This is a genomic window from Pseudoflavonifractor sp. 524-17 (genome assembly GCF_009935845.1).
Lineage (GTDB): Bacteria > Bacillota > Clostridia > Oscillospirales > Oscillospiraceae > Pseudoflavonifractor_A.
The window spans coordinates 62,038-79,066 of sequence record NZ_QWEK01000006.1 but is presented as its reverse complement, the minus strand read 5'-3'; the positions used below and the strand labels follow the sequence as shown (position 1 = coordinate 79,066).

Genomic DNA, 17,029 nt, shown 5'->3' with positions numbered 1-17,029 from the left:
CTTACTTTCCCTCCAATTCCTTCAGCGCGGCTTCCAGCTCGGCCTTGGCCTGCTCATACTGCTGGTCATTGGGGGCCTTGCCGTGCCATCCGGCGTCGTTCTCCATAAAGGAGACCCCTTTGCCCTTCACCGTTTTCGCCAGGATGACTGTGGGCCGATCCGTGCAGGCCCGAGCCCGCTCCAGTGTCTGGGCAATGGCGGCGCAGTCGTGGCCGTCCACCTGCTCTACGTTCCAGTTGAAGGCGGCAAATTTTTGATCCAGGGGCTCAGTAGGCATAACATCTGCAGTTTTGCCGTCGATTTGCAGGCCGTTCACGTCCACAATGGCGCACAGGTTAGACAGTTTGTACTTGGCCGCCGCCATGGCGGCCTCCCAGATCTGGCCCTCGGCCAGCTCGCCGTCGCCCAGTACAGCGTACACCCGGTAGTCCTTTTTGTCCATCTTTCCCGCCAGGGCCATGCCCGCCGCGGCGGACAGTCCCTGTCCCAGACTGCCGGTGGACATGTCCACCCCAGGCACGTTCACCATGTCCGGGTGGCCGGAGAAGTGCCCCTCAATGGAGCGGAAGAGTTTTAACTGCTCCTGGGGGAAATACCCCCGCAGGGCCAGCACCGCATACAGCGCCGGAGTGCAGTGCCCTTTGGAGAGGACAAACCGGTCCCGGCCGGGGTCCTTTGGGTTGGCGGGGTCTATCCGCATTTCGTGGAAATACAGGACGGTCAGCAGGTCCATCGCGGACAGTGCGCCGCCGATGTGGCCGGAGGCCGCGGTGTGGACCATGTCCATGCCCAGCAGGCGGGCCTTCGCCGCAGAGATCGCCAGCGTGTGGAGCTTTGCCTGTTCCATATCATTCACCTATCCTTTTCTATGCTTTTGACTGGATACATTCAGTATATCCCACACAGACCCAATACGCAAGTAGGGACGGCGAAAGAAACCTAAATGGTTTTCTTTCGCCGCCCCAGCCTGTCAAAAAGCCTTGCAGAATTCAATCCGCTTTCTCCGGCGGCGGGTGCATCGGGGAAAACACAGTATACTTTTTATAAAAAAGCGCCGGAAAAGCGCATCTATCGCCCCGCATACCAGATTACTGGGACAAATAGTGGACGTCGTTGAGCGCCAGGGGACAGAACTGAACGCCGTCCCAGGAGAAGCGGCACACACTGGTGTTTTTCAAATACGAAACTTCTTCCAGACGGTCCCGGGCCAGCAGAAAGATCAGCGTCTTGATGGACAGGCCGTGGGAGACCACCAGGGCGTCCCCGCCCTTTTCAGCGGCGTCCTGAGCCAGATCGTGAAAGGCATTGGTAAGACGCTGGGCAATCTGGTCAAAGGGCTGGCTCATGCCGATGCGGTCCAGGTGCTGGTGGATGTAGTCGGCTACCTGGGGAAGGTGGGTATCCAGCTGATCCAGGGGAAAAGGGGCGCCGTCCAGCTGGCGCAGGGCGGTGAGAAACTCCCGGTTGGGTCCGCCCTCCATATGGCCCAAACACCACTCCCGCAGCCGGGGATCCTGGTTCAGAGGGAGCACCTCCTGGCCGCTGTGCTGGAGAATCAGTCTGGCGGTCTCAATGGCCCGGCCGCTGTCGCTGGACCAGGCGGAGCCAAACCGCACCCCCTCCCGGCCCAAGGCCTGTCCCAGACAGGCGGCGCTGTCCCGCCCCGCCGGGGTGAGAGGAGAGTCGCTCCACCCCTGGGCACGGTCCAGCAGATTAAGCATGGTCTGCCCGTGGCGGACCAGATAGATCGTGGTGTGCTGTTCCATAAAAGCCTCCCGTTCCACATATTGATTCTTTATTATATCCGCCTGGACGTAAACGGTCCAGGCCGCCCTCGACGGGACTCTGACAGTTGCCTTTTCACACGCTGTATTTTTATATTTTACCATCGCCGCCGCCAAATTTCCACCGCCGCGCCTCAAGGAGCCTCCCTCTGGCGGCGAAGGTTGATCTTTCCAGGGCGGCATGATATACTTTTTATGGGAGAATCTTCTCACTTTTCTTGCAGGAGGCTTAAGCGTGTATTTTCCAGAGGATATGAATTTTCAATATTTCTTTTTTGATACCTATCCAGGGTACTTTTTGCAGGTCCTTCCTATCGCCCTGACTGCCGGGATTCTTTACGCGCTCTGCCGGGGCAGACGGAGGTCGAGAGGTTCCGCAGGCGGCGCTGTATGGCCGGCTCTGTTTGTCTGCTATCTGACAGGGCTCATATGCCTAACCCTCTTGATCAAAATCATCGGTGATATATATTACTATCTGTTTTATCATATGCCCAGCGGCAGCCGGTATTTTCAGTTTGTGTTTGAATACGACCTTATCCCTGATTTCTTTCTCCATTTTGGCTCAGAGAACCTGGGTAATATTTTAATGTACCTGCCCTTCGGCGTACTCTATCCCCAGTTCAGCAGGCGCGCCGGATGGGGGCGTACTGTGGCGGCGGGCCTGACAGTCTCTCTGGCCATTGAGCTGGTGCAGCCGCTGTTTGGCCGCAGCTTTGATATCAATGATATTATTTTGAATGGAATCGGAGTTATCCTGTCTGCGGCGGTATACTTTGCGCTGAACGCCGCACTGAGGCGCCGGCGCTGAAGTTTACCTCTGGAAGCAGGACGAACCGGAACAGGAGGCGTGCGCATGGAGAAGAATGAGAAGTGGCTCAAGTGGGCGGTAGAGCTGCAAAGTCTGGCTCAGGCCGGCCTGTTTTACGGCAAAGATCCCTTTGATTTGGAGCGCTATGAGCGGATACGCGCCATTGCCGCGGAGATGATCAGCGAAAAGACGCAGATCCCCATGGAAACGGTGCGGGATCTGTTCTGCGGTGAGACGGGCTACCAGACCCCCAAACTGGATACCCGGGCCGCTATTTTCCGGGACGGCAAAATCCTTTTGGTCAAGGAGAGCAACGGCACCTGGTCTCTGCCTGGGGGCTGGGTGGATGTGGATCGGTCCGTAAAGGAGAATGTCATCAAAGAGGTAAAGGAAGAGGCCGGGCTGGATGTGACCGCAGAGCGGATCATCGCTGTACAGGACCGGGAAAAGCACAACCGCCCTGTCTATGCTTACAAAATCTGCAAAATCTTTGTGCTGTGCTCTGTGGTGGGCGGGTGCTTCCGCCCCAACATCGAGACAGTGGACAGCGGCTATTTCGGCCTGGACGAGCTGCCCCCTCTGGGGGAGGACAAAACGACAAGAACTCAGGTTGAAATGTGTTTTGACGCCTATCACGCTCCGCATTGGGACGCCCTGTTTGACTGACGGCGGGCGGCGCGTGTCTTGATTGACCGCAGGGAGGGATTGCATGGCAGAACGGCCCGCATTTTTCAATCAGAATGGGAACGTAAGCAGCAGAACATACTCCTTTGCGTGGTTTCCCGGCTTTGCGGTATCCCAAAAGCAGAAATCCATTGAAAGCCTCCACGACGCCATCCGGAGCGCGGATCCACAGGCCAGACCCTTGGAAATCAGCACCAAAAGTAAAACAGCCCTCGGCGTTCAGCTGAGCGCGTTTACTCTGAGGCTGAATGGCCACACCCTTGAAAATCTATTTCAAAGCGCCAAGGTCTTTGACCAGGGCGGTCCCTATCTGGATCTGCTCCAAATACCACCCAGGGAGGCAAAGCGGGATAAAAGATTAATCAATTCCGGGCAGTTGCAGGGATTTTGTTATCAGGAAGAGCGGTTTCCTCTAAGCCCCAAGACGGTATTCTATGACTACATCTACCTGGCGGCGGTAAAGCAGTCGCTGACCGACGCAGAGATCCGCCTGATCTCAGCGTACAATTATTTTACAGACATTGAGTTTAATCCGGCAAAAAGCGTCAATACCCAGGCGAGAACAGCCGCCATGCTAAAATTGATGCTGGACGAATTTGGATTTCTGCCGGATTTTTCAAGGGATGGCTTTATTCAATACCACAGGACCCATGTCATTGGCTGACAATGGCCAATACAAATCCGGGGGCTGTCTGAAAAGGCAGCCCCCGGACTGTTGAAAAACCTCGCAGCGTTCACGCCCGCAGGCGCGGACAAAATTTAAACCGTTTTCTCCGACATACCCGCCACCGGGGGCTCCGGCCCCACGTACAGGGGAAACACCACCTCTGCGGTAAAGAGGTCCCCGTTGATCTCCACCTGGAACGCGCCGCCGCAGGCCCGGGTAAAGCTGCTGGCGATGGCCAGGCCCAGGCCGCTGCCTCCGTCGGTGCGGCTGGCGTCCCCGCGGACAAAGCGGGCGGTGAAGTCCACCCCCTGGGGTAACTCTTCCCGGGAAATATTCTGTACCCGGACAACAGCGGAGTTATCCTGCACCCGCAGGACCACATAGACTCTAGACCCCTCCATGGCGTATTGCAGTGTGTTTTGAATCAGATTCTGGAACACCCGGTACAGCCGATCCCCATCCGCCCAGACCATGACCGGCTCCTCCGGGAGCTGAGGACGAAACACCAGCGTGCTGGCCGCGATAGGCTCGGCCAGATCCGCCAGAGTCTGGCGGAGCAGCTTGGCCAGATCCAGCGCCTCCCACCGCAGGCTCAGCTCCCCGGAGGAGGCCTTGCTCACCTCAAAAACCTCCTGCACCATGTCCCGCAGTTGGAAAGCCTTCTGCCGCAGGATGGTTACATAGTCCCGGACATGGTCCGGCAGGTCCTCTCCATCCAACAGGTCGGCGTAGCTTAGAATGGAGGTCAGCGGCGTTTTCAGGTCGTGGGAGACATTCGTGATCAGCTCGACTTTCATCCGCTCGCTTCGGGTGCGCTCCTCCAGGGCGTTTTCCAGCCCGCTTTGAATCTCTCTCAGTGCCTGGGAGAGCACCGCCAAATCCCCGTCCTCCGGTATCTCCGCCTTTGCGCTGTAGTCCCCGCTCCGGACGGCCTCCACCTGCTTCCAGAGCCTGCCCAGATCCTCTGACAGCTCCTTTTCCCGCCGCCAAAAATACCTGAGCCATACGAAGATCGCCAGTCCCAGCACACCCATCAGCAGGCTGACGGCTACGCCGGCTATGCTCCTGTGCCGCCAGCTCTGCCGGAAGAGCAGGATATCGCACACCGCCACTCCCGCCGCCAGGACAGCCGCCGCCGTCACCATTATCACCGCCCGGCGGCGGATTCGGGTTTGAAGGGCCAGCTTATCCTCCCCCGTTCGGAACTGACGGGCCAGCCAGCCGCAGAAGCTGTGGATCCGCAGTCTGTCCCAGTTCCACTTGGCGTCGTTACAGTAGAGCAACGCCCCACAGAACGCAATGGGAAGAAGGACAAGTGGACCGCCTCGGAGCTGCCGGTACCAGAACAGATAATATATAGCGCTAACCGCTCCATAGCACATCAAAAGCAGCGGCGCCAGCAGCAGGAGCTTTATCTCCAGCCAGAGCTGCCCCGTCCACCCGCCGACGGTCTGGAGGGCCTGCCTGAGATGCCGCCGCCACAGGATGCTCCATATGGTCAGCGCCAGCCCCAGCAAAAGCGGGATGGCCACCGCATATACCTCCCTCCGGTAGTGGACCATGGAATCTGAAACATAGTACATGCCGGAGGAGTCCCCATAGTCCAGAGGCTTTTCCGCCACAGCCATTTGAATTACGATGCCGCTCCAGTCCCACTCCTCCGGATAGGCAAGTCTCAAAAAGCTTCCGGTATCCAGGTTGGAGTAGCCAGGCAGCCGCCACTGATCCCACCCTTCCCGGTAGAACCCGTCGCCGTAGAGATCCAGCTCCGCTCCATCCTTCCAAATCTGCACCGCTCCGTCTCGATACTGTAAATAGAAATTGTACCCGTCCTGTTCCCGATTCTCCAGACTGCCTTGAATGCCACTGGTTTTTGACGCCACTAAGACGCCCTTGTTCCAAATCTCATAGCGGATGTTCTCATCCCGCACCGCCTCAGCTGCCCTCCCGTCCCCGTCAACCTCTAGGGCGTAGCTGATAAGGGCTTCCAAATAACACCCCGTCTGCGTGCGAAAGAGCCGGGTCTTCTGGTAGTCGCCCTGAAAGGCGTCCATCACCCGCCGCGGTCCCACGTCAATCATCAGCAGAACTGCCAGACCGCTGAAGATAACCGTCAGGTTTATCCCCACGACGAAAGCCAGCAGGCTAATGACCGCTTTTTTTCTTGTCCATTTTGTATCCAATCCCCCACACCACCTTTACATATTCCGGTTCTTTGGGATTCAGTTCGATCTTCTCCCGAATGTGCCGTATGTGTACCATTACCGTGTTTTCCGTGGCGAAGGCGGCCGCATCCTCCCACACCCGGCGGTAGATCTCCTCCGCCGGGAAGACCCGGCCCAGATTGCGGATGAGCAGATCCACGATTTTCAGTTCTGTGGCTGTCAGCCGCACCGGCTCGCCGTCCGCCAGCAGCAGCCGCTCTTCCGGCCGGTAGGTCAGCCGCCCATTGACGATCTCCCCCGCCCGCCGCTGGGCGTTGATGTCGCCCAGGCTGGTATAGCGCCGCAGCTGGCTGCGCACCCGGGCCACCAGCTCCTGGGGATGGTAGGGCTTTGCGATATAGTCGTCCGCCCCCATGGACAGGCCCAAAATCTTGTCGCTCTCCTCGCTCTTGGCCGACAGGAGAATGATGGGCAGGTTGCGCCGCTCCCGGATCTTCATCAGGGCAGACAGGCCGTCCAGCCGGGGCATCATCACATCCAGCACAATCAGCTGAACCGACTGCTCCGCCGCCAGGGCCAGGGCCTCCACCCCGTTATAAGCCCGCAGCACACGGTAGCCCTCCCGCTCCAGCAGGATGGAGATGGCGTTGACAATCTGCCGGTCATCGTCCACCACCAGCACACACTCGTTCATTCGTTCAGACCTTCCTTTCTGTCTCCACCCTTAGGATACCTTCCCTTTCTTAGCAGCTCCCAGGGTAAATTCTTAGAAAATTCTTAATCCTTCCTCTTCCAACTCAAAAAAGCGCGTACCCGTTTCCGGGTACGCGCTTTTTGTCAGAAAGAGTGGAATTACTTCAGCTCCACCTTGGCGCCGGACTCCTCCAGCTTCTTCTTCAGCTCCTCGGCCTCGTCCTTGCCCACGGCCTCCTTCAGGGTCTTGGGAGCGCCCTCGACCATCGCCTTGGCATCGGCCAGACCCAGGCCGGTAATCTCGCGGACCACCTTGATGACCTTGATCTTCGCGGCGGCGTCAAAGCCGGCCAGAACCACGTCAAACTCAGTCTTCTCCTCCGCAGCGGGAGCGGCGGCACCGCCGGCGGCGGGAGCGGCCATCGCAGCGGCGGAAACGCCGAACTCATCCTCCAGAGCATGTACCAGCTCAGACAGCTCCAGAACGGTCAGGCCCTTAACTTCCTCAATCAAAGCAGTGATCTTCTCGCTAGCCATGATAAGATACCTCCTAAATTATAAATCAAAGTAGATAGAACAACGTCTGCCCCTGGGGGAGACGCAGGGGAACGCCAATTACTCGGCGGCAGGGGCCTCCTCGGCAGCGGGCTCGGCCTCCACAAAGCCGCCCTTCTCCTCGGCAATGGCCTTCAGGACGATAGCCAGGCTGGTAATGGGGGCCAGCATGGTACCCAGCACCTGGGCCTGGAGCACTTCCTTGGAGGGCAGCTCAGCCAGAGCGTTGATCTCGCTCAGCTCCAGCACCTTGCCGTCCATGAAGCCGGCCTTGATGGTAAATTTCTCACCGTTGAACTGCTTGGCGAACTTGGCGATCACGCGCATGGGCGCGATAGGATCGCTGTCGCTCAGGGCCAGAGACGTGGTACCGTTGAGTACGCTGTCCATCTCTTCCAAACCCACGTTGTTAATGGCGAAACGCACCAGCGTATTCTTCACCACCGCATAGTCCACGCCGTTGTTGCGGCACTCGGTGCGCAGGGCGGTATCCTGGGCGACGGTGATACCCTTGTAATCCACCAGAACACCACTGGACGCGTTCTTCAGCTTCTCAGTCAGCTCGGCAACGATGGCCTGCTTTTCACTCAGAACCTTTGCGTTAGGCATGTGGGATTCACCTCCATAAAATCAAAAATGCTGCTTTCATGCCCAAAGCACGAAGACAGCATTCACCCTCAAACAGATATTTGCTGCATTCTCGGCAGGACTTATCAATGCCTGCTGTCTTTGAACACGAAAAGTATTATATCATCCTGGACAGGCTGTGTCAAGCACAACCTGTCCAGGTTTGATATATCAGAAATTGGAGCCGCGCGCGCTGATTACACCAGCTTGGCGGCGTTGATCTTCACGCCGGGACCCATGGTGGTGGCAGTGACGCAGCTGCGCACGTACTGGCCCTTGGCGGCGGCGGGCTTGGCCTTGATGATGGCGCCCATGAGGGCGTTGAAATTCTCGGTCAGCTTCTCAGGGCCGAAGGACACCTTGCCGATGGGGCAATGGATGATATTGGTCTTGTCCAGGCGGTACTCCACTTTACCGGCCTTAATCTCCTTGACGGCCTTGGCCACATCGGGGGTGACGGTGCCTGCCTTGGGGGAGGGCATCAGGCCCTTGGGGCCCAGAACCTTACCCAGACGGCCCACGACGCCCATCATGTCGGGGGAGGCGACCACCACGTCATAGTCGAACCAGTTCTCAGACTGAATCTTCTGCACCAGGTCCATTTCGCCCACGAAATCCGCTCCGGCCTCCTTGGCGGCCTCGGCCTTGTCGCCCTTGGCGAAGACCAGCACCCGCTGGGTACGGCCGGTGCCGTGGGGCAGGACAATGGCGCCGCGGACCTGCTGGTCGGCGTGGCGGGAGTCCACGCCCAGCTTTACATGCAGCTCTACGGTCTCGTCAAACTTGGCGGTGGCGGTCTTTACCACAAGATCCATCGCGTCGGCCGTATCGTACAGAACGCCCTTTTCGATCTTCTTGGCGCTCTCGGTATATTTCTTTCCTCTAAACATTTCCTATCCCTCCTTCGCCCTTAGTCGCCCACCACGACGCCCATGGAGCGGGCGGTGCCGGCGATCATGCTCATGGCGGACTCGATGCTGGACGCGTTCAGGTCGGGCATCTTGGTCTCCGCGATCTTGCGCACATCCTCCTTGCTGATGGTGGCAACCTTGGTCTTGTTGGGAACACCGGAGCCGGACTCGATATTGCACGCCTTTTTGATCAGCACGGCGGCGGGAGGGGTCTTGGTGATGAAGGAGAAGGAGCGGTCGGCGTACACGGTGATAACCACGGGGATGATCATACCCACGTCATTCTTGGTGCGCTCGTTGAACTCCTTGGTAAAAGCGGCAATGTTCACGCCGTGCTGGCCGAGGGCGGGGCCTACGGGGGGAGCGGGCGTAGCCTTTCCGGCGGGAATCTGTAATTTGACATAACCTGTAATTTTCTGTGCCATTTGAAACAGCACCTCCTACGATAAATGTGGTTGAGACGGAATGAATTCATTCCTCCCACGTGCGGGGAAAACGGAAAACCTCGTCAGCCCACCGGCTCAATCTGATCCAGCTCCAGCTCCACAGGGGTCTCCCGGCCAAACATTTCGACGACCACGCGCACCTTGCTGCGCTCCAGGTCGATCTCCTCCACAGCGCCCAGGAAGGACTCCAGCGCGCCCTCTGTGATCTTGACCCGGTCGCCCACCTCGTAGCCGACGACAATTTCTTTCTTCTCCACTCCCATGGAGGCGACTTCCTCCTCCGTGAGTGGAATGGCTTTGTTTCCGGATCCCACAAAGCCGGTGACGCCGCGGACGTTGCGCACCAGGTGCCACGTCTCGTCTGTCATCACCATCTTCACCAGCACATAGCCGGGGAAAACTTTCCGGTCCACCGTCTTGGGGCCGTTGTCCGTAATCTCGGTGACCGTCTCCATGGGGATATTCACGCCGTGGATCAAATCCCGCATGTTGCGGTTTTCCACCGCCTTTTCAATGGCGGCGGCCACTGCGTTTTCATAGCCGGAGTAGGTATGGGCCACATACCATTTCGCGTTATCTGCCATCTCCCCGCCCCTTAGCTGTTAAACAGATTAATCAGGGCCTTGAAGACAGCGCTGGCCAGTGTATCGAACAGCCAGATGCACACGCCCACAACGACGCAGCAGACAATCACGATCACGGTGTTGTTAATCGTCTGCTTCTTTGTGGGCCACTGGACCTTCTTCAGCTCGGCCTTCATCTCCCGGAACCACTTGCCCGCACGGGCGCCGAAACCGGGCTTGTCCTTTTTGCTCTTCTTGGTCTTTTCAGACTTTTCGGAGGCCTGGTTGGCCTTCTCGTTCTCAGGCATTCAGTACACCCTTCTTTCCAGTGAGGCCTGCGCTCTCATTACTTCGTCTCATTGTGGACCGTGTGCTTTCTGCAGAAGGGGCAGTACTTGTTCAGCTCTAAACGGTCAGGGGTATTCTTCTTGTTCTTGTTGGTGTTGTAATTGCGCTGTTTGCACTCAGAGCAGCGCAGGGTGATCTTCACCCGGGAACCAGCCTTTGCCATGTGTTCGGCACCTCCTTCAATTATTGGCCGCGTTCTGACATAAAACAAAATGCCGGACGCGGCCCTGGGCCGAATCCAGCAACGCGGGCGCACTGCGCCCCTCGTCACGGTGCGGACTCGGCATGTCTGCCTCCCTATGTCCTCGCGGGGAGGGAAGGGTTTTATGCCCGTCACACCGTAAAAACGCGCACAAAAAAAGAGCCCTCTTTCATAGGTGGCATTAGTCTATCACGCCTGTTTCTTCCTGTCAAGTACTTTTTCCCTCCGCCCCGCAAAAAAGATTTGACACATTCCCCCCTTATGGCTGATAATGATACTACCAACACCAGGAGGGAGCTTCCCATGCGCATTATGGCAATCGACTACGGCGACGCCCGGACGGGAATCGCCATCTCCGACGCCGCCGGCCTGCTGGCGGGCTTTACTACGGTGATTCACAGCCGTTCCCGGGAGGGGATGCTCCGGGAGATCCAGGCCCTGGTTCAGACCCGTCAGGTGGACGGGCTGGTCCTGGGCCTGCCCCGGAACATGGACGGCACGGAGGGACCCCGGGCCCAGCTGTGCCGGGACTTTGCCGGGCAGCTCGCCGCGCTCACCGGCCTCACCCCCGTCCTCTGGGACGAGCGGCGCACCACGGTGGAGGCCCACGGCATTCTCCACGCCGGCGGCAAGAAGATGAAAGCCCACAGAAAGACGGTGGACGCCGTGGCCGCCACTCTGATTTTAGAGGGATATCTCACCCGGCGCAGGCTCCAATCCGGCCCGTGAGCCTGGACAAATTTAAGGAGGTATACACCATGTCCCAGTCTGTTATTACCCTGAATGTGATCTACACCCTCAAGCCCGGTATGGCCTCCGCCTTTCTCAACGCTCTGGCGGAGGACGGCGTGTTAGACCGGATCCGGCAGGAGGCCGGCTGTCTCCAGTACGAGATGTTCGCCGCAGCGGACACTCCGGACCGGCTGCTGCTGGCCGAGCAATGGGACAGTCAGGCCAACATGGACGCCCATGTGGCCGGCCCCCACTTCAAAACCATGCAGTCCATCGAGGGGCTCCATGTAGACGGCGTGGAAGTCCGCCGTTTTGACCCGCCCAAAGATTAACGCCTCCCTTCCTCTGATGTTTTCTCTTCCGGCGTCTGGCCCTCTTCCTTTTGAAAGAGCTCCCGCATGCCGATGATCAGCAGAAAGCCCCCAAAGCACCGGTGGAGGAGCTGTACATCCATAGCTGTGGCGATCCAGGCCGCCACAGCTGCGGCGGCCAGCCCCGCCGCAGCAGCGGGCCCCACGGTAGGACGGTGGATGTAGCCGTTTTTATAGTGGGCAGGCAGCGCCATAGCCGCGGCAGGCAGAAAGTACAGCAGGTTGATCCCCTGGGCCTGGTTTTGGGGCACCCCGGCAAAGGCGGTGAGGTAGACCAGCAGCAGCGTCCCCCCGCCCACGCCGAAGCCGGACAGAATACCGGTCACCATCCCGGCCAGGAGGGCCGTCAGCCACCCGATCAAAAGAACAGCGCCTTCCCGCCGCCGTAGAGGATCAGCAGGGCAAACGCCCGCCGCAGCCACACCATATTTACCCCCCGGAAGAGCTTCCCGCCCAGAAAGCCCCCTAAAAATCCCCCGAGCAAATAGGGCAGCGCCAGCACGAAGTCCAGACCGCCCTTCCACCAGTAGATCCCTGCGGACAGCATGCACAGGGGCAGAATCACGGCCACTGACGTGGCGAAGGCCCGCCGCTGGTCCAGGCCGCACCGCCCTGTCAGCAGGGGCACCAGCACCATGCCTCCGCCCCCGCCAAAAAATCCGTTGGCCAGTCCCGCCGCTCCGCCGGCAAGGGCAGAAGCTGTCCATTTGCTTCTCTTTTTCACTGCAAACCCTCCCTCCATTGGCTTTATTTTCCCAATGGAGGGAGGGTTTTATACGTTTTGTTTTTAGAAGCTGCATTTACAACCGGTGAATACTGGATTGCCGTGGGATCTTGCCCTGGGCAGTTTTGCCTGGCAAATTTGCATGTTTTGGCACATGGTGCAGCTTTTAAACGCCAGCCAGACGACGGACCACGTCCCCCGCCATCATCAATCCCGCACAGGAGGGAACCCAGGGCACGCTGGCCGGGATGCTCCGGCGGCCAGGGGGCGGCGCCTCTCCGGAGGGTCCGGCGGCGGCGGGCCCCTCCGGGGACCAGAGCACCCGGTGGTGGACAATCCCCCGATTGCGCAGCTCCCTGCGTACCACCCGGGCCAGGGGACACCCCTCCGTCTTAGAGATATCCCCAATGCGCAGCAACGTGGGGTCCAGCTTGTTCCCCGTCCCCAGGGCGGACAGGATGGGGATCTTTCGGGCGAGGGCGGTCTCGATCAGGTCCAGCTTGCAGGACACCAGATCAATGGCGTCCACAATATAGTCGTATGTCTCCTGGAAAAACCGCGCCCGGTCCACCCCCTCATACCGGGCGGTCAGGGGCGTCACCCGGCACCGGGGACTGATATCCAGTACCCGCCGGGCCATTACCTCCGCCTTGGACTGTCCCAGGGTGGAGTGCAGGGCCACAATCTGCCGGTTGAGATTGGTGGTCCCCACCTCGTCCTGATCGATAAGGGTGAGGGCCCCGATCCCGGACCGGGCCAGAGCCTCCGCCGCCCAGCTGCCCACACCCCCAAGGCCGAACACCGCCACATGGCTGTTCCACAGCCGCTCCATCGCCGCCTCTCCCAGCATCATGCCGGTACGGAGAAACGCCTCCTCCATAGGGTCTGCCTCCTTCGCCAGCAAAAGCCGCGGGCGGAGCCCGCACCGCCCCGCCCGCATTTTTGCTCTATTTATAACAATCTGTTGATTCCGCCGGGTCCAATCAGCCCAGATATCTGGCGCCGGAACCCTCTACAGCTTCATAGCCCGCTTTCAGGCTTTCTTCCCAGTCGCTCACAGCGGCGGAGCGCAGGGCGCTGTCGGCGGTGTACTTCCACAGGCTGTCCCCGGTGGAGTCCAGGTACATTATGTGCCAGCCCTGCTGGCCGGACTGGGTGTTCTCCACCAGACCAGTGTCCCCCACCTGACGGCCGTCCTCAAAAATCCAGTTCAGGAAAGCCTGGAAGAAGCCGGTGCTGCGGGTCACGTTCTCATACAGGCCCCCGTTGTCCTTGGAGCCCGGGTCTGCGGAGTTGGCTGCGGCCAGGGCGGCAAAGGACTCTGCCGTCTTGTCCCCCGCCTCAAACTCAGCCAGAATGGACTTTGCCTTCTCCTCAGCGGCGGCAATGGCCGCGTCAGAGGGAACGGGGTAGCCGCTGGCATCGGTGGCGTCTGCGTCGGTGGTCTCCGCCTTTACCAAAATGTGGCGGATATTGGCCTCGCCAAAGTCATCCTCTACCCGCTCCCGGCTGTTGAAGCGCACCACATAGCAGCCGCTCTCCGACTCAATAACGGTGATATCCCCCGCCTTCCGGCCGGCCTCAGCCAGCCAGGATTTGTAGGTGGACGACACGCCGCTGCCGGTCAGGCGGTTGTCTACCGTGACGGAGGAGCCGTCAATCTTGTTCACTATCAAATTAGCCTGGACTTCAAAGTCCTCGCCGTCCTCTACCTTGCCCACCAGAGCGTCGGCCTCGGTCTTGGCCTGCTCCAGGGCCGCGGTCTTCTCCTCGTCGGTGGCCTCCACAGTGTTGCCGTCCTCATCGGTCTTAGCCTCGGGCGTGCCGCTGATAAAGCACACGTCGTATTCAAAGGTATCCAGATCCTCGCTGTGCTCGCTGTAGTATTCTTCCAGGGCGGCGTCGTCATAGGTCAGGCCGTCGGAATAGTCCTGCCGGAACTGCTCGGCCAAAAACTGCTCCTCCAGGCAGGAGCGCAGTACCCCCTTAGTCATATACTCCCCAAAGTTCAGCTTGAGGAAGGCGTTGAGAGGGTAGCCGTACTGGGCGGCGGTGGCCTCATACTGCGCCAGGGCGGCGTCCACCTGGGTACGGCTCTCCTCGGAGAGGGTCACGCCCTCCGCCCGGGCCGCGTCCGCCAGGGACGCATTCTGAATCATCTTGGACTTGGCGCCCTCCATAAACAGGTCGTAATAGGTCTGGCCGCTCTCCTCGTTGAAGATCTGCTCCCGGTCGGGCTTGCTGGCGTCATAGCCCATATAGCTAAGGATAAAACCATAGTCGTCCCGGGCGGCGCCGTAGTAGTAGGACACCTGGCCAGGGGTATAATTTTTGCCGTTCACCGTCATAGCGGTGGTACGGCTCTGGAAAAATCCGGAGTCCCAGATCAGCAGCGCCGCCACAGCCGCCACGGCTGCCACGCCGATGAGGGTGTAGATGGTCCGGCTGCGTTTTTGGGCGGCGGCCTCTTTCTGTTCCTTTATCTGTTTCTGGGTCAGCCCCTGGTTGGGGTCACTCTGGCGCTGCTTCTTTTCTCTGGATGCGCTCATTGTAACTCAGTCCTCTCGTAGTAATTCCCGCGGGACAGCTTCCTTCGCGGAACGACTTCCCATTATACAGGAAACAAGACCGGCTTTCAACCCCTAAAATGCGCCGCTTTTCTCGCTGGCGGAACTTTTACGATTTATTCACAACTGTGTTCCACCACGCCTCAATCTCCCGCCGGCCAGCCTGGACGCTGCCCTGGACCATCTGGGCGCTGCCGCCGCCGCGGCCGCGCAGCGTCCCGTTCATCTCCTTCACCAAAGGCCGCAGATCGGTCTGGCCGCTGCCTATGATGTATTGGAACCGGTCCCCCTCCGGGGCGAAAGCGGCGCACAGGCCGGTATCCCGGTCCAGGGCGGCGTTTACCAGCGTACGCAGGGCGGCGGTGTCCAGCGTTTCGAAGAGAAGCAAACACCGCTCCCCTTGGGGCAGAGCCTCCGCCTTGCGCTCCGCCAGCGCCTTCCCCAGCTGGGCCGCGCGGTGCTTGGCTGTCTCCAGCGCCCCGCTCAGCCGCTCAACCGCCTGGGCCGCCCCCTCCTGCTTGGCGGAGAGGAGGGCGGAGATGGCTGAAATCTGGTTCTGCTTGGCCATCACGTCCGCCACCGCCCGGCTGCCGCACAGCATCCGGATGCGTACGCCTCCTTTCCAGTTCTGAATCCCCGCCAGATGGATCAGCCCAATCTCCCCCGTCCGCTTTACGTGGGGGGCGCAGCAGGCGCACACGTCGTAGCCCGGTATGGTCACAATGCGCACGTTCTCCGTCAGGGCCAGCTTGCTCCGGTATTCCAGCCGGGCCAGCTCCTCCGGCGGCGGGACGGCGCAGGAGACCGGCACATCCTCCGCCACCCCCCGGTTAGCCAGGCGTTGCACCTCCTGGGCCTGGGCCCAGGTCACTCCCCCGCTCAGGTCGATGGTCATCTCTTCGTCCCCCAGGTGGAAGCCCACGTTTTCCAGCCCGTACAGCCGGTGGAACAGGCCGGAGACAATATGCTCCCCGGTGTGGCACTGCATTCTGGCAAAGCGCAGTTCCCAGTCCAGCTCTCCCGTCACCGGGCTCCCCACCGGCAGGGGCTTGTCCCCGCTGTGCCAGATGACCCCCTCCCGCTCGCGGGTGTCGGCGACGGATATTATCTCCCCTGACGGCGTGCGCAGGCTTCCCCGGTCCCCATACTGCCCCCCGCCCTCCGGGAAGAAGCAGGTCCGGTCCAGGGCGATCCGGTATCCGGCCTTCCCCGGCTCGCAGGCGGTCACCACCCCTTCAAAAGTCCTGGCGTGGCTGTCCTCGTAGTAAATCCGCTGGGTTGGCATGTTCTCTCCTCCTTGTATCTCCACAGTTCAGACGCCGCATTCACAGCCTCATCAGCACTTGGACCATGAGTCCCAGGGGCAGAAAGCCCGCCGCCAGGCTGGCCAGGTTGGCTGTGACGGCATAGGCCGCCCGCCGGCCTTTGCCCCGCCCCTTGAGGCACTTGACATAGACCGCCGTCTCCGCCAGAAGGATGACCAGCTCCGGAAGGGCGAGGATGAGCAGATAAAACGGGAAGTAGCTGCATATTGCCCCAACCAGCTGTCCCCGTAAAAACAGATGGAGCCCCGCCTGGGTGGCCAGATTGGCCAGCAGAAAGACCCGCCAGTTCTCCCGCCACCGGAATCCGAAGGCCAGCAGCAAGAACCCCTCCACCACTAAAGTGGGGATGAGGGTAAAGAGAAACTGGACCGCAACCGCCTGCCATCCCGCCGTCCCCTTTACGATGGTATTGCTCTCGTAGTCGTAGACCAGGTTGGTGTAAAACGCGGCGCGGGTGAAGGTCTGTTCTGTGGCCCGGCTTCCCTCCGGCCCGGACACCGCGACGCGGAAGGTCTCCGGAAGGCCATGGTAGCCGAAGCGGTGGAGTCCGTCCTCCCCCGGGACCAGATCCCCAAACAGCGGGGCCCTGGTGCCGCCGGCAAAGGCGGGATGCCACCCCTCGCCCTCCCAGCCGCGAAGCCCGGCCAGGAGGGTTTCGTCATAGTCCCGGTCCCCCAGATTGTCATAGTCCCCCCGCTTCTCCTCCGGGATCAGCAGGTCCAGATAATAAACGCCCTCCGGGGCGTTTTTGACCTGAATGGTCAGCGATGGCTTGGGACCCATATCCGCGGAGGCCGCCGGCATCAGAGCCAGGCACAGTAGCAGCGTAAAGACAAAAGCGCGAATCCGTTTCATCT

22 protein-coding genes are annotated in these 17,029 nt (G+C 59.9%); 5 read left to right on the top strand and 17 right to left on the bottom strand.

Annotation, left to right across the window (positions count from 1 at the left end):
• Position 1: 1 nt before the first annotated feature.
• Together D1159_RS01570 and D1159_RS01565 are read right to left on the bottom strand one after the other, a co-directional pair.
• Positions 2 to 847: a transketolase gene (locus tag D1159_RS01570; RefSeq protein WP_161843940.1), complete on the bottom strand. Its 846-nt coding sequence runs from the start codon at positions 845 to 847 to the stop codon at positions 2 to 4.
• Positions 848 to 1,088: 241 nt separating this feature from the next.
• The gene (locus D1159_RS01565; RefSeq protein WP_161843939.1) at positions 1,089 to 1,766 is read right to left on the bottom strand and encodes a histidine phosphatase family protein; all 678 of its coding nucleotides are present in this window, start codon (positions 1,764 to 1,766) and stop codon (positions 1,089 to 1,091) included.
• A gap of 253 nt (positions 1,767 to 2,019) precedes the next feature.
• On the opposite strand from D1159_RS01565, the gene D1159_RS20155 reads away from it, so the two are divergent.
• The 3 genes from D1159_RS20155 to D1159_RS01550 all read left to right on the top strand — a co-directional run bounded on the left by D1159_RS20155 (position 2,020) and on the right by D1159_RS01550 (position 3,940).
• Positions 2,020 to 2,592 (top strand): VanZ family protein, encoded by a 573-nt coding sequence (locus tag D1159_RS20155; RefSeq protein WP_161843938.1) that lies wholly within the window; start codon positions 2,020 to 2,022, stop codon positions 2,590 to 2,592.
• 45 nt (positions 2,593 to 2,637) lie between these two features.
• Positions 2,638 to 3,258, top strand: coding sequence for an NUDIX hydrolase (locus D1159_RS01555; RefSeq protein WP_161843937.1), 621 nt, complete (start codon positions 2,638 to 2,640; stop codon positions 3,256 to 3,258).
• A gap of 199 nt (positions 3,259 to 3,457) precedes the next feature.
• Complete coding sequence (locus D1159_RS01550; protein WP_161843936.1) at positions 3,458 to 3,940, top strand: hypothetical protein; 483 nt, start codon at positions 3,458 to 3,460, stop codon at positions 3,938 to 3,940.
• Between the two features lie 95 nt (positions 3,941 to 4,035).
• Here D1159_RS01550 and D1159_RS01545 read toward each other — a convergent pair whose 3' ends face one another.
• The 9 genes from D1159_RS01545 to rpmG form a co-directional block, all read right to left on the bottom strand.
• On the bottom strand, positions 4,036 to 6,126 hold the full coding sequence (locus D1159_RS01545; protein WP_161843935.1) for a HAMP domain-containing sensor histidine kinase: 2,091 nt from the start codon (positions 6,124 to 6,126) through the stop codon (positions 4,036 to 4,038).
• Positions 6,089 to 6,802: a response regulator transcription factor gene (locus D1159_RS01540; RefSeq protein WP_161843934.1), complete on the bottom strand. Its 714-nt coding sequence runs from the start codon at positions 6,800 to 6,802 to the stop codon at positions 6,089 to 6,091. Before D1159_RS01540 ends, D1159_RS01545 begins: the two co-directional genes overlap by 38 nt.
• 158 nt (positions 6,803 to 6,960) lie before the next feature.
• Complete coding sequence (rplL, locus tag D1159_RS01535) at positions 6,961 to 7,338, bottom strand: 50S ribosomal protein L7/L12 (protein ID WP_161843933.1); 378 nt, start codon at positions 7,336 to 7,338, stop codon at positions 6,961 to 6,963.
• 78 nt (positions 7,339 to 7,416) lie between these two features.
• A complete protein-coding gene (gene rplJ, locus D1159_RS01530) occupies positions 7,417 to 7,965 on the bottom strand; it encodes a 50S ribosomal protein L10 (RefSeq protein WP_161843932.1) in 549 nt (182 codons plus the stop codon).
• A gap of 215 nt (positions 7,966 to 8,180) precedes the next feature.
• The gene (gene rplA, locus D1159_RS01525; protein WP_161843931.1) at positions 8,181 to 8,873 is read right to left on the bottom strand and encodes a 50S ribosomal protein L1; all 693 of its coding nucleotides are present in this window, start codon (positions 8,871 to 8,873) and stop codon (positions 8,181 to 8,183) included.
• Between the two features lie 20 nt (positions 8,874 to 8,893).
• Positions 8,894 to 9,319, bottom strand: a complete 426-nt coding sequence (gene rplK, locus D1159_RS01520) for a 50S ribosomal protein L11 (protein WP_161843930.1) — start codon at positions 9,317 to 9,319, stop codon at positions 8,894 to 8,896.
• 83 nt (positions 9,320 to 9,402) lie between these two features.
• A complete protein-coding gene (nusG, locus tag D1159_RS01515; RefSeq protein WP_161843929.1) occupies positions 9,403 to 9,924 on the bottom strand; it encodes a transcription termination/antitermination protein NusG in 522 nt (173 codons plus the stop codon).
• Positions 9,925 to 9,935: 11 nt separating this feature from the next.
• Positions 9,936 to 10,211: a preprotein translocase subunit SecE gene (gene secE, locus D1159_RS01510; RefSeq protein ID WP_161843928.1), complete on the bottom strand. Its 276-nt coding sequence runs from the start codon at positions 10,209 to 10,211 to the stop codon at positions 9,936 to 9,938.
• A 38-nt stretch (positions 10,212 to 10,249) separates the two neighbouring features.
• Complete coding sequence (gene rpmG, locus D1159_RS01505; RefSeq protein WP_087262704.1) at positions 10,250 to 10,414, bottom strand: 50S ribosomal protein L33; 165 nt, start codon at positions 10,412 to 10,414, stop codon at positions 10,250 to 10,252.
• A 342-nt stretch (positions 10,415 to 10,756) separates the two neighbouring features.
• On the opposite strand from rpmG, the gene ruvX reads away from it, so the two are divergent.
• Entirely contained in the window at positions 10,757 to 11,182 is a 426-nt protein-coding gene (ruvX, locus tag D1159_RS01500; protein WP_161843927.1) for a Holliday junction resolvase RuvX, read from the top strand.
• 29 nt (positions 11,183 to 11,211) lie between these two features.
• The gene (locus tag D1159_RS01495) at positions 11,212 to 11,517 is read left to right on the top strand and encodes an antibiotic biosynthesis monooxygenase family protein (RefSeq protein ID WP_161843926.1); all 306 of its coding nucleotides are present in this window, start codon (positions 11,212 to 11,214) and stop codon (positions 11,515 to 11,517) included.
• Here the strand turns inward: D1159_RS01495 and D1159_RS01490 are convergent.
• The 6 genes from D1159_RS01490 to D1159_RS01465 all read right to left on the bottom strand — a co-directional run bounded on the left by D1159_RS01490 (position 11,514) and on the right by D1159_RS01465 (position 17,027).
• Entirely contained in the window at positions 11,514 to 11,918 is a 405-nt protein-coding gene (locus tag D1159_RS01490; protein WP_243152046.1) for a sulfite exporter TauE/SafE family protein, read from the bottom strand. The genes D1159_RS01495 and D1159_RS01490 overlap by 4 nt on opposite strands.
• Positions 11,915 to 12,280 carry a TSUP family transporter gene (locus D1159_RS01485; protein WP_347563617.1) on the bottom strand — a complete coding sequence of 122 codons (366 nt, stop codon included), beginning with the start codon at positions 12,278 to 12,280 and terminating at the stop codon, positions 11,915 to 11,917. Before D1159_RS01485 ends, D1159_RS01490 begins: the two co-directional genes overlap by 4 nt.
• Positions 12,281 to 12,446: 166 nt before the next feature.
• Positions 12,447 to 13,160 (bottom strand): tRNA threonylcarbamoyladenosine dehydratase, encoded by a 714-nt coding sequence (locus D1159_RS01480; protein WP_161843924.1) that lies wholly within the window; start codon positions 13,158 to 13,160, stop codon positions 12,447 to 12,449.
• Positions 13,161 to 13,263: 103 nt separating this feature from the next.
• Positions 13,264 to 14,829, bottom strand: a complete 1,566-nt coding sequence (locus D1159_RS19095; RefSeq protein ID WP_202620887.1) for a peptidylprolyl isomerase — start codon at positions 14,827 to 14,829, stop codon at positions 13,264 to 13,266.
• Between the two features lie 127 nt (positions 14,830 to 14,956).
• Positions 14,957 to 16,132: an alanyl-tRNA editing protein gene (locus D1159_RS01470; protein ID WP_161843923.1), complete on the bottom strand. Its 1,176-nt coding sequence runs from the start codon at positions 16,130 to 16,132 to the stop codon at positions 14,957 to 14,959.
• Between the two features lie 40 nt (positions 16,133 to 16,172).
• Positions 16,173 to 17,027: a hypothetical protein gene (locus D1159_RS01465; RefSeq protein WP_161843922.1), complete on the bottom strand. Its 855-nt coding sequence runs from the start codon at positions 17,025 to 17,027 to the stop codon at positions 16,173 to 16,175.
• Between the last annotated feature and the right edge of the window lie 2 nt (positions 17,028 to 17,029).

What these genes read in the sequence shown, in the direction of transcription:
- D1159_RS01570 (WP_161843940.1), bottom strand. Translation starts at nt 847, where the DNA reads ATGGAACAGGCAAAGCTCCACACGCTGGCGATCTCTGCGGCGAAGGCC.
- D1159_RS01565 (WP_161843939.1), bottom strand. Translation starts at nt 1,766, where the DNA reads ATGGAACAGCACACCACGATCTATCTGGTCCGCCACGGGCAGACCATG.
- D1159_RS01555 (WP_161843937.1), top strand. Translation starts at nt 2,638, where the DNA reads ATGGAGAAGAATGAGAAGTGGCTCAAGTGGGCGGTAGAGCTGCAAAGT.
- D1159_RS01540 (WP_161843934.1), bottom strand. Translation starts at nt 6,802, where the DNA reads ATGAACGAGTGTGTGCTGGTGGTGGACGATGACCGGCAGATTGTCAAC.
- rplL (WP_161843933.1), bottom strand. Translation starts at nt 7,338, where the DNA reads ATGGCTAGCGAGAAGATCACTGCTTTGATTGAGGAAGTTAAGGGCCTG.
- rplJ (WP_161843932.1), bottom strand. Translation starts at nt 7,965, where the DNA reads ATGCCTAACGCAAAGGTTCTGAGTGAAAAGCAGGCCATCGTTGCCGAG.
- rplA (WP_161843931.1), bottom strand. Translation starts at nt 8,873, where the DNA reads ATGTTTAGAGGAAAGAAATATACCGAGAGCGCCAAGAAGATCGAAAAG.
- rplK (WP_161843930.1), bottom strand. Translation starts at nt 9,319, where the DNA reads ATGGCACAGAAAATTACAGGTTATGTCAAATTACAGATTCCCGCCGGA.
- nusG (WP_161843929.1), bottom strand. Translation starts at nt 9,924, where the DNA reads ATGGCAGATAACGCGAAATGGTATGTGGCCCATACCTACTCCGGCTAT.
- secE (WP_161843928.1), bottom strand. Translation starts at nt 10,211, where the DNA reads ATGCCTGAGAACGAGAAGGCCAACCAGGCCTCCGAAAAGTCTGAAAAG.
- rpmG (WP_087262704.1), bottom strand. Translation starts at nt 10,414, where the DNA reads ATGGCAAAGGCTGGTTCCCGGGTGAAGATCACCCTGCGCTGCTCTGAG.
- ruvX (WP_161843927.1), top strand. Translation starts at nt 10,757, where the DNA reads ATGCGCATTATGGCAATCGACTACGGCGACGCCCGGACGGGAATCGCC.
- D1159_RS01495 (WP_161843926.1), top strand. Translation starts at nt 11,212, where the DNA reads ATGTCCCAGTCTGTTATTACCCTGAATGTGATCTACACCCTCAAGCCC.
- D1159_RS01480 (WP_161843924.1), bottom strand. Translation starts at nt 13,160, where the DNA reads ATGGAGGAGGCGTTTCTCCGTACCGGCATGATGCTGGGAGAGGCGGCG.
- D1159_RS19095 (WP_202620887.1), bottom strand. Translation starts at nt 14,829, where the DNA reads ATGAGCGCATCCAGAGAAAAGAAGCAGCGCCAGAGTGACCCCAACCAG.
- D1159_RS01470 (WP_161843923.1), bottom strand. Translation starts at nt 16,132, where the DNA reads ATGCCAACCCAGCGGATTTACTACGAGGACAGCCACGCCAGGACTTTT.
- D1159_RS01465 (WP_161843922.1), bottom strand. Translation starts at nt 17,027, where the DNA reads ATGAAACGGATTCGCGCTTTTGTCTTTACGCTGCTACTGTGCCTGGCT.